General features: G+C 56.1%; 13 protein-coding genes. 6 read left to right on the forward strand and 7 right to left on the reverse strand.

Going from position 1 to position 13,607, the window contains the following annotated elements; translation table 11 throughout:
- Positions 1-202: 202 nt before the first annotated feature.
- Positions 203-1,300, forward strand: coding sequence for a murein transglycosylase A (gene mltA, locus AB6V08_RS20220; RefSeq protein WP_368544597.1), 1,098 nt, complete (start codon positions 203-205; stop codon positions 1,298-1,300).
- Between the two features lie 75 nt (positions 1,301-1,375).
- Complete coding sequence (gene tcdA / locus AB6V08_RS20225) at positions 1,376-2,182, forward strand: tRNA cyclic N6-threonylcarbamoyladenosine(37) synthase TcdA (protein WP_368544598.1); 807 nt, start codon at positions 1,376-1,378, stop codon at positions 2,180-2,182.
- Here the strand turns inward: tcdA and csdE are convergent.
- Both csdE and csdA read right to left on the reverse strand, forming a co-directional pair.
- On the reverse strand, positions 2,173-2,619 hold the full coding sequence (gene csdE / locus AB6V08_RS20230) for a cysteine desulfurase sulfur acceptor subunit CsdE (RefSeq protein WP_368544599.1): 447 nt from the start codon (positions 2,617-2,619) through the stop codon (positions 2,173-2,175). The two genes, tcdA and csdE, sit on opposite strands and share 10 nt — an antisense overlap.
- The gene (gene csdA, locus AB6V08_RS20235; RefSeq protein ID WP_368544600.1) at positions 2,619-3,824 is read right to left on the reverse strand and encodes a cysteine desulfurase CsdA; all 1,206 of its coding nucleotides are present in this window, start codon (positions 3,822-3,824) and stop codon (positions 2,619-2,621) included. The genes csdE and csdA overlap by 1 nt, the downstream gene beginning before the upstream one ends.
- Before the next feature lie 192 nt (positions 3,825-4,016).
- Between csdA and AB6V08_RS20240 the strand changes: the two genes are divergently transcribed.
- The 4 genes from AB6V08_RS20240 to rlmM all read left to right on the forward strand — a co-directional run bounded on the left by AB6V08_RS20240 (position 4,017) and on the right by rlmM (position 7,038).
- Positions 4,017-4,244 (forward strand): YgdI/YgdR family lipoprotein, encoded by a 228-nt coding sequence (locus AB6V08_RS20240; protein WP_368544601.1) that lies wholly within the window; start codon positions 4,017-4,019, stop codon positions 4,242-4,244.
- Between the two features lie 347 nt (positions 4,245-4,591).
- A complete protein-coding gene (gcvA, locus tag AB6V08_RS20245; protein WP_368544602.1) occupies positions 4,592-5,509 on the forward strand; it encodes a glycine cleavage system transcriptional regulator GcvA in 918 nt (305 codons plus the stop codon).
- A gap of 40 nt (positions 5,510-5,549) precedes the next feature.
- A complete protein-coding gene (locus AB6V08_RS20250) occupies positions 5,550-5,945 on the forward strand; it encodes a DUF423 domain-containing protein (RefSeq protein ID WP_003862756.1) in 396 nt (131 codons plus the stop codon).
- Positions 5,938-7,038 carry a 23S rRNA (cytidine(2498)-2'-O)-methyltransferase RlmM gene (gene rlmM / locus AB6V08_RS20255; protein ID WP_368544603.1) on the forward strand — a complete coding sequence of 367 codons (1,101 nt, stop codon included), beginning with the start codon at positions 5,938-5,940 and terminating at the stop codon, positions 7,036-7,038. The genes AB6V08_RS20250 and rlmM overlap by 8 nt, the downstream gene beginning before the upstream one ends.
- A gap of 97 nt (positions 7,039-7,135) precedes the next feature.
- Here the strand turns inward: rlmM and xni are convergent, their stop codons facing one another.
- The 5 genes from xni to queF all read right to left on the reverse strand — a co-directional run bounded on the left by xni (position 7,136) and on the right by queF (position 13,562).
- The gene (gene xni / locus AB6V08_RS20260; protein ID WP_368544604.1) at positions 7,136-7,891 is read right to left on the reverse strand and encodes a flap endonuclease Xni; all 756 of its coding nucleotides are present in this window, start codon (positions 7,889-7,891) and stop codon (positions 7,136-7,138) included.
- 111 nt (positions 7,892-8,002) lie between these two features.
- The gene (locus AB6V08_RS20265; protein ID WP_368544605.1) at positions 8,003-9,370 is read right to left on the reverse strand and encodes an L-serine ammonia-lyase; all 1,368 of its coding nucleotides are present in this window, start codon (positions 9,368-9,370) and stop codon (positions 8,003-8,005) included.
- 63 nt (positions 9,371-9,433) lie between these two features.
- A complete protein-coding gene (locus tag AB6V08_RS20270) occupies positions 9,434-10,723 on the reverse strand; it encodes an HAAAP family serine/threonine permease (protein WP_368544606.1) in 1,290 nt (429 codons plus the stop codon).
- A 515-nt stretch (positions 10,724-11,238) separates the two neighbouring features.
- The gene (gene ppnN / locus AB6V08_RS20275; protein ID WP_368544607.1) at positions 11,239-12,603 is read right to left on the reverse strand and encodes a nucleotide 5'-monophosphate nucleosidase PpnN; all 1,365 of its coding nucleotides are present in this window, start codon (positions 12,601-12,603) and stop codon (positions 11,239-11,241) included.
- A 116-nt stretch (positions 12,604-12,719) separates the two neighbouring features.
- Positions 12,720-13,562, reverse strand: coding sequence for an NADPH-dependent 7-cyano-7-deazaguanine reductase QueF (gene queF / locus AB6V08_RS20280; RefSeq protein ID WP_368544608.1), 843 nt, complete (start codon positions 13,560-13,562; stop codon positions 12,720-12,722).
- Positions 13,563-13,607: the final 45 nt, after the last annotated feature.

The following is a 13,607-nucleotide window of genomic DNA, read 5'->3' on the forward strand; positions in this document are numbered from 1 at the left end:
GATGCGCACTATACTCGGATAGCTTTGTGATGCAACCCCTTTTTTACATAATTCATTATTTTGCCTGTAAATTGAACGCTGTTGCGCCATATGGACTATTTTTTGCGCAAAATTTGGCAAAGGGCATGTGATGCCATTTCTTTAGAACGGGTGGTTTGTTATCTTCATCACGCGGAAATGGGCAACTAAAAGACGAGATATAATGAAAGGACGTTGGGCGAATTATCTAATGACAGGGGCAATGGTCGCCATTCTTGCCGCCTGCTCTTCCAAACCGACCGATCGCGGTCAGCAGTATAAAGAGGGGAAATTATCCCAGCCTTTCACCCTGGTTAACCAGCCCGATGCCGTAGGCGCACCGATCAACGCCGGAGATTTCTCCGAGCAGGTTTACCAGATCCGCAACGCGTCGCCGCGTCTGTATGGCTCACAGAATAACGTATACAGCGCCGTTCAGGACTGGCTGCGCGCGGGCGGCGACACGCGCAACATGCGTCAGTTTGGTATCGATGCCTGGCAGATGGAAGGCGCAGATAACTACGGCAACGTCCAGTTTACGGGGTACTACACGCCGGTTATCCAGGCGCGGCATACCCGTCAGGGCGAGTTCCAGTACCCGATTTACCGTATGCCGCCAAAACGGGGCCGCTTACCGTCCCGCGCCGAGATTTATTCCGGTGCGCTGAGCGAAAACTACGTTCTGGCCTACAGCAACTCGCTGATGGACAACTTTATTATGGACGTGCAGGGCAGCGGCTACATCGATTTCGGTGACGGCTCCCCGCTCAACTTCTTCAGCTATTCCGGTAAAAACGGCCATGCTTATCACAGCATCGGCAAAGTGCTTATCGACCGGGGTGAAGTGAAGAAAGAAGATATGTCGATGCAGGCGATCCGCGAGTGGGGCGAAAAGCACAGCGAAGCCGAAGTGCGCGAGCTGCTTGAGCAGAACCCGTCGTTCGTCTTCTTCAAGCCGCAAAACTTTGCGCCGGTGAAAGGGGCGAGTGCTGTACCGCTGATTGGCCGCGCGTCCGTGGCGTCGGATCGTTCTATTATTCCGGCGGGCACCACGCTGCTGGCCGAAGTGCCGCTGCTGGATAACAACGGCAAATTCAACGGTCAGTATGAGCTGCGCCTGATGGTCGCGCTTGACGTCGGTGGGGCAATCAAAGGGCAGCACTTCGATATTTATCAAGGTATTGGCCCGGATGCCGGCCACCGTGCAGGCTGGTATAACCACTACGGCCGCGTGTGGGTACTGAAGACCGCGGCAACCAGCGGAAACGTATTCAGCGGCTGATTGTGGTATTCTGAGCGCAATACGGATTACTGTTCAGGGTGAGGAAAACCTCACCCTTTTTACATCTGAGGTTTTATGTCTGTGGTAATCAGCGACGCGTGGCGCCAGCGTTTCGGCGGCACGGCACGTTTATATGGCGAAAAGGCCCTGCAGCTGTTTGCAGAGGCGCACGTGTGCGTGGTGGGCATCGGCGGTGTCGGCTCCTGGGCGGCAGAAGCGCTGGCGCGAACCGGCATTGGTGCAATTACGTTGATTGATATGGATGATGTCTGTGTGACCAACACCAACAGACAAATCCACGCCCTGCGCGACAGCGTTGGCCTGGCGAAATCAGAGATCATGGCCGAGCGCATTCGCCAGATCAACCCGGAATGCCGCGTGACGGTGATTGATGACTTTGTCACGGCGGACAATGTCGCAGAGTACATGAGCAAAGGCTACAGCTATGTGATCGACGCTATCGACAGCGTGCGTCCGAAAGCGGCGCTGATTGCTTACTGCCGTCGTTACAAGGTGCCACTGGTGACCACCGGCGGGGCGGGCGGGCAAATCGATCCGACGCAGATCCAGGTGACTGACCTGGCAAAAACCATTCAGGATCCGCTGGCGGCAAAGCTGCGCGAACGCTTAAAGAGCGATTTCAACGTAGTTAAGAACAGCAAAGGTAAGCTCGGCGTCGACTGCGTGTTTTCTACCGAAGCGCTGGTTTACCCGCAGTCGGACGGCTCCGTGTGCGCCATGAAAAGCACGGCGGAAGGGCCAAAACGGATGGATTGTGCCTCTGGATTTGGTGCGGCCACCATGGTGACCGCCTCTTTCGGCTTTGTGGCGGTGTCACACGCCCTGAAGAAGATGATGGCGAAGGCGGAGCGTCAGGCCTGAGCCTGACGCGCTGCGTCCAGCACGGCGTCGCCAAGCGCGGTCAGCCCCTGACTACGCGAGGCGCTGAGCTGGGCGCGTAAACCCAGTTCGTCAAACAGCGCCAGCGGCGAATGCGCCAGCAGCTCGGCGGCGCTTTTCCCCTCTACCGCCGTCAGCAGCACGGCCAGCAGGCCGCGAACAATACGCCCCTCGCTGTCGCCGAAGAAGTGAAGCTTATCCCCGGACGCGCTAAACCCCAGCCAGACGCGATTCTCACAGCCAGCAATCTCTTTCGCCTGCGCCTTAAGCTCGTCAGACAGGGCGGGAAGCTGCTTGCCCAGCACGATCAGCTGGCGATATTTATCTTCCCACTGGGTCAGTGAGCCAAAGGTCTGTTTGAGGCTATCTTCCGTGATGACGGTGCCGAACGGGTGTCCGGCGAGTGTTGGGCTTGTCATTAATCCACCAGGAGTTCAAGGGCGCGGTCAACGGCTGCGACCAGCGCGTCGACATCACTTTTTGTATTGTACGGCGCAAACGAGGCGCGAAGCGTCCCGCTGACTCCCAGCGCCGCCAGCAGCGGCTGGGCGCAGTGCTGTCCGGCTCGCAGGGCAATACCGTACTGCGCAAGAAGCGTTACCATATCACTGTGGTGAACGCCTTCAAAATCAAAGGCTAACAGGCTGGAATCCTGCACGCGAAACGACCTGAAGCCCGGTCGTTTTTTCAGCTCTTCTTCTGCAAGGGTGGCAAGCCCGCGGCTCCAGCTTTCGGCCTGGGCGATGTCGGTTTCGCCAAGCCACTCCAGCGCCGCGCTCAGGCCGATCACCCCCGCCACGTTGGGTGTGCCTGCTTCGAGGCGATACGGCACGTCCTGGGTTTTGAAGCCGTCAAACGTCACTTCGACGATCATCTTGCCGCCGCCGAGCCACGGGGTCATCTCAGCCAGCAGGTCAGCCTTGCCGTACAGCGCGCCGATGCCGGTTGGCCCGTAGAGTTTGTGCCCGGAGAAGGCGTAGAAGTCGATATCGAGTTTTTGTACGTCGGCCGGAAAATGCACCACGCCCTGAGCGCCGTCGACCATCACCACCATGCCGTGAGCATGGGCGATGTCAACGGCGCGGGCCAGATCCGGGCAGCCGCCGGTGACGTTGGACATCTGCCCTAACGCCAGAATACGGCTGCGGGGGGTAATGAGTTCAGGTAAACGCGCCACGTCAGGCAGGAAGTCGGCGCCAAGCGGCAGCCTGACGACGCGCGCCCCCGTTTGCTCTGCGACCATCAGCCAGGGCACCAGGTTAGCGTGGTGCTCGGCTTCGCTGACGATGATTTCATCGCCCGGCTGCAGGCGCGGCCTGGCGTAACACTGGGCGACCATGTTGATGGCTTCGGTGGTGCCGCGCGTCCAGACGATATTTTTACCGCTTTCAGCGTTGAGCAGATGAGCCACCTGGTCGCGGGCGGCTTCGTAGCTGGCCGTTAAGCGTTGCGCCTCGGCAAACTGGCTGCGGTGAACGTTACCGGCGCTCAGGCTGTAAAACTGCTGCGTGGCCTCGATAACCGCCAGCGGTTTGAGCGCGGTGGCGGCGCTATCAAGGTAAACACCGGCGTCGGCCAGCGCCGGAAACTGTTCGCGAAAATGTGCGGGACTGAAAGCGTTCATGGTATTCCTCGTGTCGATAAGCAGATCGTCGCGCAATTTCGGCACCAGGGCAAGGTGGATGATCTCTATCGGAATTGTCTGCTTATGCCATCCCCTTCTGAAAAGCAGGTTATGCTAAATAGTGTTAGGTGAATGTATTTGCCTGTTCTAAATCGAGGTTTGAATAGCATTAATCGCTAAAGGAGAATAATCATGAAAAAGACAGCCGCAATCATCTCTGCCTGTGTGTTTACCTTTGCCCTGAGCGCATGTTCCGGTAACAACTACGTTATGCATACTAACGACGGTCGTTCCATTGTCTCTGAAGGGAAACCAACGACGGACAATGATACCGGGATGATTTCGTACAAAGATGCGAATGGCAACAAACAGCAAATCAATCGCAGCGACGTGAAAGAAATGAAGGAAATTGAGCACTAACAGAAAGATAAGCAAAAAAAAGCACCGCAAATTGGCGGTGCTACATTAATCACTATGGACAGACAGGGTAAATGTACAGGAAGTGAAAAATTGGTAGCGTTGCTACCGTGGTCTGAATCGCAGACCAATTGCAAACACAACAACACAACATCACAACCGTAAGCCAAAAGCCCTTCAGAACACGCATTCCAAAAAACTTTTCGTTCCGGCTCAGGAAGTGCCGCCACTATAGGTATTTGCTGGTAGTTCCTCAACGGACAATTTATAATGGCTCAGATTAAAAAAACTAATAGGTTAAACGTTGTTTCTCATATGTTAAATGCCGTTAACATCTAAGCCAGATAACCATGTCCAAGCGATTACCACCCCTTAATGCATTACGTGTTTTTGATGCCGCAGCCCGTCATCTGAGCTTCACTCGCGCAGCAGATGAGCTTTTTGTGACACAGGCCGCAGTAAGTCATCAAATCAAGTCCCTGGAGGATTTTCTGGGGCTTAAGCTGTTCCGCCGACGCAACCGCTCGCTGCTCCTGACCGAAGAAGGCCAAAGCTATTTTCAGGATATTAAAGAGATTTTTTCTCAGCTGACTGAGGCGACCCGCAAGCTGCAGGCGCGGAGTGCAAAAGGCGCACTGACTGTCAGTTTATTGCCCAGTTTTGCCATTCAGTGGCTGGTGCCGCGACTCTCAAGCTTTAACTCAGCTTATCCGGGAATTGATGTCCGAATCCAGGCCGTCGACCGCCAGGAAGACAAGCTCGCGGACGACGTCGACGTGGCGATTTTTTACGGTCGCGGCAACTGGCCGGGTTTACGTGTCGAAAAATTATACGCAGAATACCTGCTTCCGGTCTGTTCCCCCCTTTTATTGACCGGTGATAAAGCGTTGAAAACGCCAGCGGATCTGGCGCAGCACACGCTTTTACACGATGCATCCCGACGTGACTGGCAAACTTATACCCGCCAGCTTGGTCTTAATCATATAAACGTGCAGCAGGGCCCCATCTTTAGCCACAGCGCGATGGTGTTACAGGCTGCCATTCACGGGCAGGGCGTGGCGTTGGCCAACAACGTGATGTCCCAGTCCGAAATTGAGGCAGGCCGCCTGGTCTGCCCTTTTAATGATGTTCTGGTCAGCAAGAATGCATTTTATCTGGTTTGCCATGACAGTCAGGCAGAACTGGGTAAAATAGCCGCCTTCCGGCAGTGGATCCTGGCGAAAGCGGCGAGCGAGCAAGAAAAATTCCGCTTCAGGTATGAGCAATAACTTTATGCGTGCCGGGCACGCATCACTTTAGGACAGAGACATGACCAGCCGATTCATGCTGATTTTTGCCGCGGTGAGTGGCTTTATTTTTGTCGCACTGGGCGCGTTTGGCGCGCACGTGTTAAGCAAGTCTTTGGGCGTTGTTGAGATGGGCTGGATCCAGACCGGTCTTGAATATCAGGCGTTTCACACGCTGGCGATCTTCGGCCTGGCCGTAGCGATGCAGCGTCGCATCAGTATCTGGTTTTACTGGAGCAGCGTCTTTCTGGCGCTGGGCACGGTGCTGTTTAGCGGCAGCCTGTACTGCCTCGCGCTCTCGCATTTGCGCCTGTGGGCGTTTGTTACACCTGTCGGCGGCGTGAGCTTCCTGGCCGGTTGGGTATTAATGTTTATCGGAGCTATCCGTCTGAAACGCAAGGGCGTTGTTCATGAATAAGGTTGTTTTATATTGTCGCCCGGGGTTTGAGAAAGAGTGCGCCGCGGAAATTACGGATAAAGCTGCGCGCCGCGAGGTGTTTGGCTTTGCGCGCGTGAAAGAGAACGCGGGCTACGTGGTGTTTGAATGCTATCAGCCAGAAGATGCCGACAAGCTGGCGCGCGAGCTGCCGTTCAGCTCGCTGATTTTTGCTCGCCAGATGTTCGTTGCGGGCGAGCTGCTCAAAGATCTGCCGCCGGAAGACCGCATCACGCCGATTGTGGGCATGCTGCAGGGCGTGGTGGAGAAGGGCGGCGATCTGCGCGTTGAGGTGGCAGACACCAACGAAAGCAAAGAGCTGATGAAGTTTTGCCGCAAGTTCACCGTGCCGCTGCGCGCCGCGTTGCGCGACGCGGGCGTGCTGACGAACTACGAAACGCCAAAGCGCCCGGTGGTGCATATCTTCTTTATTGCGCCCGGCTGCTGCTATACGGGCTACTCGTACACCACCAACAACTCGCCGTTCTTTATGGGCATTCCGCGTCTGCGCTTCCCGTCTGACGCGCCAAGCCGCTCGACGCTAAAGCTGGAAGAGGCGTTCCACGTCTTTATTCCGGCAGACGAGTGGGACGAGCGTCTGGCAAACGGCATGTACGCGGTCGATCTCGGGGCGTGTCCCGGCGGCTGGACCTATCAGCTGGTGAAACGCAACATGTGGGTCTCCTCCGTCGATAACGGCCCGATGGCGCAAAGCCTGATGGATACCGGGCAGGTGACCTGGCTGCGCGAGGACGGTTTCCGCTATCGTCCAAACCGCAACAACATCTCCTGGATGGTGTGCGATATGGTGGAGAAACCTGCGAAAGTGGCTGCTCTGATGGCCTCCTGGCTGGTGAACGGCTGGTGCCGTGAAACCATCTTTAACCTCAAGCTGCCAATGAAAAAGCGCTACGAGGAAGTTTCTCAGAACCTGGCGTACATCCAGGAGCAGATGGATGAACACGGTATCAACGTCGTGATTCAGGCTCGCCAGCTTTACCATGACCGCGAAGAGGTGACGGTGCACATTCGTCGCTGGTGGGCGGCTGTGGGTGGACGTCGCGACGAGCGATAGTCCCTCACCCTGACCCTCTCCCCAAAGGGGAGAGGGGATTGCTCGGTGCTGTCTTTTCTCCCTCGCTCCTTTGGGGAGAGATCCGGGGGAGAGTGCTTTAACGCTCTAACCGCAACTGCTGTAAATTCCCGTCCAGCTGTAAATCCGTCTGTAGCGTTGCCACATCCCGGCAGATAAACGCCATCTCTTTATGCGCCTCCAGCTTTTTGCGCCACTTTTCCGGCACTTCGTCCAGGCGGGCGTAAATCCCTTCCAGCGTTTGAAAATCCGTTAACAGCTGTGCGGCGCTCTTCGGCCCGATGCCGGCAACGCCCGGCACTTTCGAGCTGCTAATGCCCGCCAGCCCCCAGTAGTCGGGAAGCTGGTTCGGTGCCACGCCGAATTCGCTGGCAATAAACGGCGCGTCGAGCCAGCGCTTCTGGAAGTAGTCACGAATGCGGATGGTGGGGGAAAGCAGCTGGCAGTAGCCTTTGTCGGTGGACACGATAGTCGCCTGATGCCCGGCGCCCGCTACCTTAACCGCCAGCGTGGCCGCCAGATCGTCGGCTTCGTTACCCTGTGCACCCCAGCAGGGCACGCCGCGCTGTTCGAAGGCCGCGCGAAGGGCTGGCATTTCAGCGTGCAGGTCGTCCGGCATGGGGGCGCGTCCGGCTTTGTAGTCCGGCAGACGCTGGTGCCGCCAGCCGCTGTTGCGCGCTTCATCGTCGAAAACGGCCACGGCGTGCGTCGGCTCGCTGTGGCGGATAAGCTGCTCCAGCGCGTGAAGGCAGGTGTCCTTGCAGGGCGTGCCTTGCACCGCGTGGATACGGCGGATCAGGTTAAGTGCATCGACGATAAGCAAATGAACGGCCACAGATAATCTCCCTAAAATCTACTGGCTCAAGGGTAACACTGTCGGCAGAGGGAAACGAATAGTGCGAGGAAAAACAGGAAGAAGCCTCGCAAAACGAGGCTTCCTGGAGGCTTAATCGCAGGTCACGATCTTCATCGCCAGACCGCCGCGAGAGGTTTCGCGGTATTTGGCGTTCATATCTTTGCCCGTTTCGTACATGGTTTCGATAACCTTATCGAGACAGACGCGCGGCTCGCTGGTGCGGCGCAGCGCCATACGCGCCGCGTTGACCGCCTTAACGGAGGCAATCGCGTTACGCTCGATACACGGCACCTGAACCTGTCCGGCGACCGGGTCGCAGGTCAGCCCCAGGTTGTGCTCCATGCCGATTTCTGCGGCGATGCACACCTGAGCGGGGCTGGCGCCCAGCAGCTCTGCCAGACCTGCCGCCGCCATTGAGCAGGCGACGCCCACTTCACCCTGACAGCCCACTTCCGCACCGGAAATGGAGGCGTTCATCTTGTACAGCGAACCAATGGCGCTGGCGACCAGCATGTAGCGTGCCAGAGAGTTAGCGTTCACTTCACGGATAAACTTGTCGTAGTACGCCAGCACGGCCGGAACGATGCCACACGCGCCGTTGGTTGGCGCAGTGACCACGCGGCCGCCCGCGGCGTTCTCTTCGTTCACCGCCAGGGCAAACATGTTGATCCAGTCCACGACAGCCATCGGGTCGGTGGTGGTTTTGTCGGTGCTGACCAGCATACGGCGCAGCGCAGCCGCACGGCGCGGTACGCGCAGTTTGCCCGGCAGCACGCCTTCGGTGGTGATACCGCGCTCGATACCGCCGCGCATCACTTCCCAGACGTTCGCAAAGTGCTGTTCCAGCTCTTCTTTGCTGTGCAGGGCCAGCTCGTTTTTCATCATCAGACCGGAGAGCGACAGGCCGGTTTCCTGGCAGTGACGCTGTAAATCCGCCGCGTTTTTGTACGGATACGGCACTTCAACGGCGGAATCGTTGGTCTGACCAAAGTGGTCTTCGTCGACGATAAACCCGCCGCCGATGGAGTAGTAGGTCTGGCTATACACTGCTTTCTCGCCTGCCAGGGCGGTAATGCGCATCCCGTTTTCGTGCAGCGAGAGGTTGTCGGCATGGAAATTCATGCAGCGATCAACCGGGAATTCCACTTCGTGCTCGCCGTTTGCCAGCAGCAAACGACCGTGGGTGTTCACGTCCTGGATGAAGCCAGGGATCGCGTCAATATCAACGGTGTCCGGCAGGTTTCCCGCCAGGCCCATGATAATGGCGATATCGGTATGGTGGCCTTTACCGGTCAGGGAAAGGGAACCGTATACATCGACAACCACGCGGGTGATGTCGTGCAAAATGCCGCGTGCAATCAAGTCATCCGTGAATTGTTTACCGGCTTTCATTGGTCCGACGGTGTGAGAGCTGGAAGGACCAATACCGATTTTGAAGATATCGAATACGCTAATCATGATGCGTCCATTGCTATCAGTCAGAGGGGAGGAGTGCGCCGCCCGAGGACGGCGCAGGAGGTATTAGCTAAACAGCGAGTAGAAAATAGCGGAGATGGCAATCAGACCCATAATCACAACGAACACGTTGCTGATATGGCCGCTGTATTTACGCATCGCTGGCACTTTCTGAATCGCGTACATCGGCATCAGGAACAGAATCATCGCGATAACCGGGCCGCCCAGGGTTTCAATCATGCCCAGGATGCTTGGGTTCAGGGTTGCTACCGCCCAGGTGGTCACCAGCATGAACAGTGCAGTGATTTTGTTCAGCTTGTTGATTTCAATGCTCTTGCCTTTACCGCGCAGAGATTTAATCACCATACCGTTGAAGCCTTCACGTGCGCCCAGGTAGTGGCCCAGGAAGGATTTGGTGATCGCGATAATCGCGATGATTGGCGCCATCCACGCAATCAGCGGCGCGTTAAAGTGGTTAGCCAGGTAAGACAGAATAGAGATGTTCTGCTCTTTCGCCGCGGCCAGATCCATCGGGGACAGGCTCAGCACGCAGCTGAACACGAAGAACATGACGGTCAGCACCATCATGATGTGAGCGCGTGCCAGGATGCTGGAGCACTTCTTCTCTGCACCGTTGCCGTACTCTTCACGCTTCGCCACGGCGAAGGAGGAGATGATTGGCGAGTGGTTGAAAGAGAACACCATTACAGGGATAGCCAGCCACAGGGTCAGCAGTAGGCCGTTGCCGGTTGCTGATGCGCTGCTCAGGGAGAGGGTTTCCAGCGCGGCACCGTTCCACTGCGGGATCAGGTACAGAGCCAGCACCATCAGTGCGGCAACAAACGGGAACACTAGCACGCTCATCGCTTTAACAATCATCTGCTCACCGAAGCGCACGATGGTCATCATGCCCACGATCAGGATCAGCGACAGAATCGCACGCGGCGGAGGCGTCATGTGCAGCTGGTGCATCATGAAGCTTTCAACGGTGTTGGTGATTGCCACGCTGTAAACCAGCAGAATCGGATAAATCGCGAAGAAGTAGAGCAGGGTAATCAGTTTACCTGCGCCCACGCCGAAGTGTTCTTCCACCACTTCAGTGATGTCTTCGCCTGGGTTCTTACCAGACAGCACAAAGCGGGTCAGACCGCGGTGTGCGAAGAAGGTCATCGGGAATGCGATGATTGCCATGATGATCAGCGGGATCAGACCGCCGACGCCTGCGTTGATAGGAAGGAACAGTACACCAGCGCCGATTGCCGTGCCGTACAGGCCAAGCATCCACATGGTATCCGTTTTGCGCCAGCCACTTCGTGATTCAGTCGAAGCAACGGTGCTGGTTTGAGTGGTTTCCATCTATATCTCCTGGAGGAAGCAAATTGTCAGGTTTCTAGTCAAATCCGATGAAAAAGTGCCTGACGGTAATATGAAATTCGTTCAGTGGCGTTTTTTTAATAATTTTCGCCCGTAACTGTTGGCGGGCGGAAAGATACATTTTCGTTATGAATCTATCAGTGATCGCGATCCCAAATGCAATAATCCACTTTTGATATGGATATCTTTAGACCATTTATCTGTTAAAAAAACGTCAAAGAGAATTTACGGGCGCGAAGGCTACCAGAAACAACATGCAGCCTGAAAGACTGACCGGTGAGATAGGAGTCTTTTGCTGTAAAGATGTAGAGTTTTAGAGTTTTCTGACGGGGAATTTGGATTAAGGCTGATAATTTGCGGTCAGAATTTAGAGGTAATCGTTTGCGTATGAATAAGGTTTGTTAATTACATATGCGATATGAATGTGTTTCTACAGACATAAAAAAGCCGGATCGCGGCGATGCGCTTTCCGGCTGATGTGAAGCGTGCGCAGCGCCTCAGGTGCAAATTTCGTAGCAAGGAATGTAGGCAGAGCCGGGAAGCTTCATACGGTGCTGGGCGACAAAGCCCTGCAGCATGTCGTCCATGCGGCGCATCATCTCGCGATCGCCGTGAATCTTGTACGGCCCATACTGCTCGATAGCGCGAATGCCCACCTCTTTCACGTTGCCCGCCACAATCCCCGAGAAGGCCCGGCGCAGGTCGGCCGCCAGCACCTCAACCGGCTGATCCGGATAGAGTTTCAGGTTAGCCATATTTTCGTGAGAAGGCTCGAACGGGATCTGCAGATCCGGCGCGATGCGAATCGACCAGTTGAAGCTGTAGGCATCCCCGGTATCGCGACGGTTCTCTTTCACCAGCGGCATCGCTTTTTTCATCTGGCGCGCCACTTCGGCGGCATCGTCGATGATAATGCGATAGTGGCGACGCGCGGCTTCGCCCAGCGTGTGAACGATAAACTCATCCAGCACGCGGAAGTAATCGGCGCTCTCTTTCGGCCCGGTCAGGATCAGCGGCAGCACCTGATTTTTGTTGGCCGGGTTCATCAGAATGCCCAGCAGGTAAAGCAGCTCTTCCGCTGTTCCCACGCCGCCCGGGAAGATAATTATCCCGTGTGCGATACGGACAAACGCCTCAAGGCGTTTTTCGATATCCGGCATGATAATCAGCTCGTTAACCAGCGGGTTCGGCGGCTCAGCCGCGATGATGGACGGCTCGGTCATGCCGATGAAGCGCCCCTCTTTGTAGCGCTGCTGCGCGTGGCCTACCGCTGCCCCTTTCATCGGCGCTTCCATCGCGCCCGGACCACAGCCGGTGCAGATGTTCAGCTCGCGCAGACCGAGCTGCGTTCCCACGCGACGCGCGTAGAGATATTCGGTCTCATTGATGGAGTGACCGCCCCAGCAGACAACCATATTTGGCGCTTCACCCACGTGCAGCGCACGGGCGTTACGCAGAATAGAGAAGACCAGGTTGGTGATGTGAACCGAGCTTTCCAGGTCGAGATGCTGGAAGCGGCCCGCGTTGTGGATTTGCCCGTTAACAAACAGGATATCGCGCAGCACGGCGAACAGGTTCGCCTGGAGAGAGCGAATAATCCGCCCGTCGACGAAGGCCTCTTCCGGCGGGTTGATAACCTCAAGCTTCACGCCACGCTCGCGGCGCAGCACGTTGATATCGAAGCTTTCGAAGCGTGACAGCAGCTCTTTACTGTTGTCAGTCAGGCTTCCGGAGTTCAGTACGGCAAGTGAACAGTTACGAAACAGTTGATAGAGATCGCTACTGGCCGTGCGTTTAAGCATGTCCACTTCCAGCTGCGACAACATATCCATTGAGCCAAGCGGGCTAATATGTGTAATCAAGAGAGCTCCTTACGGGACGATTATCGTCTTTCCCTGTTGATTACAATAGCCCTGGCTTATGACGTTTCACAACCTAAAGCGCGTCATTACCCGCGCTTATTGTGAAAATATTTAACTTACTGACGCACCAGACGACCGGTCGCCGGCACAAAATCGGTATTGGTACGCCACGGGTTGATATCCAGCCCGCCGCGACGGGTGTAGCGCGCGTATACGCTGAGTTTTTCTGGCTGGCAGAAGCGCTGAATATCGTTAAAGATGCGCTCCACGCACTGCTCGTGGAATTCGTTGTGATGGCGGAAAGAGACCAGATAGCGCAGCAGTTTTTCCCGGTCGATCTTCGGCCCGCGATACTGGATCTGAACCGATCCCCAGTCCGGCTGGTGGGTGATAAGACAGTTGGATTTCAGCAGATGGCTGACCAGCGTCTCTTCAACGACCTTGCCTGCGGCCGCGTTTTCCAGGTAACCGGTGCTGAATTCATAACTCTCGATTTCAATGTCCTGCTCGTCGATGCAGGTGCCGTTGAAATGGGCGATCGGCTGGCCTTCCAGCTCATTCAGGCGATAGAGCGACACGCTGACCTGTCCCTGGGCGCAGGCGCTTAAATCGCGCTCCAGCGTCTGCTGCACCTCTTCCCAGCTGTTGAATTTGGTCTGGTTAAAGCTGTTGAGGTAAAGCTTAAAGCTTTTGGACTCCACCAGGTTTACGCTGGCGTAGTCCAGCTCGACGTGGCCGACCGCCACCTGCGGCAGACCGCGGGCGTTGAGCCAGGAGAGTTCGTACAGCGTCCAGATATCGCCCCCCACAAACGGCAGCGCGTCGGCGTGCAGCCCGAGCGGATCGCGGTTCAGGCTGCGCGGCACGCCCTGCAACAGGCTTGCATCGTAGGTGTCGCGGTAATCGGTAGATTTTCCCAGCGTTAAGCCCGTTAACGCCTGATGATTTTCGTAAGACATGTTTCATTGCCACTTTGCAGGTACACTTAGGGGCTGAGTTTATCC

Source organism: Enterobacter soli (genome assembly GCF_964208575.1).
Taxonomy (GTDB): Bacteria; Pseudomonadota; Gammaproteobacteria; order Enterobacterales; family Enterobacteriaceae; genus Enterobacter; species Enterobacter soli_A.

What these genes read in the sequence shown, in the direction of transcription:
- mltA (WP_368544597.1), top strand. Translation starts at nt 203, where the DNA reads ATGAAAGGACGTTGGGCGAATTATCTAATGACAGGGGCAATGGTCGCC.
- tcdA (WP_368544598.1), top strand. Translation starts at nt 1,376, where the DNA reads ATGTCTGTGGTAATCAGCGACGCGTGGCGCCAGCGTTTCGGCGGCACG.
- csdE (WP_368544599.1), bottom strand. Translation starts at nt 2,619, where the DNA reads ATGACAAGCCCAACACTCGCCGGACACCCGTTCGGCACCGTCATCACG.
- csdA (WP_368544600.1), bottom strand. Translation starts at nt 3,824, where the DNA reads ATGAACGCTTTCAGTCCCGCACATTTTCGCGAACAGTTTCCGGCGCTG.
- AB6V08_RS20240 (WP_368544601.1), top strand. Translation starts at nt 4,017, where the DNA reads ATGAAAAAGACAGCCGCAATCATCTCTGCCTGTGTGTTTACCTTTGCC.
- gcvA (WP_368544602.1), top strand. Translation starts at nt 4,592, where the DNA reads ATGTCCAAGCGATTACCACCCCTTAATGCATTACGTGTTTTTGATGCC.
- AB6V08_RS20250 (WP_003862756.1), top strand. Translation starts at nt 5,550, where the DNA reads ATGACCAGCCGATTCATGCTGATTTTTGCCGCGGTGAGTGGCTTTATT.
- rlmM (WP_368544603.1), top strand. Translation starts at nt 5,938, where the DNA reads ATGAATAAGGTTGTTTTATATTGTCGCCCGGGGTTTGAGAAAGAGTGC.
- AB6V08_RS20265 (WP_368544605.1), bottom strand. Translation starts at nt 9,370, where the DNA reads ATGATTAGCGTATTCGATATCTTCAAAATCGGTATTGGTCCTTCCAGC.
- AB6V08_RS20270 (WP_368544606.1), bottom strand. Translation starts at nt 10,723, where the DNA reads ATGGAAACCACTCAAACCAGCACCGTTGCTTCGACTGAATCACGAAGT.
- queF (WP_368544608.1), bottom strand. Translation starts at nt 13,562, where the DNA reads ATGTCTTACGAAAATCATCAGGCGTTAACGGGCTTAACGCTGGGAAAA.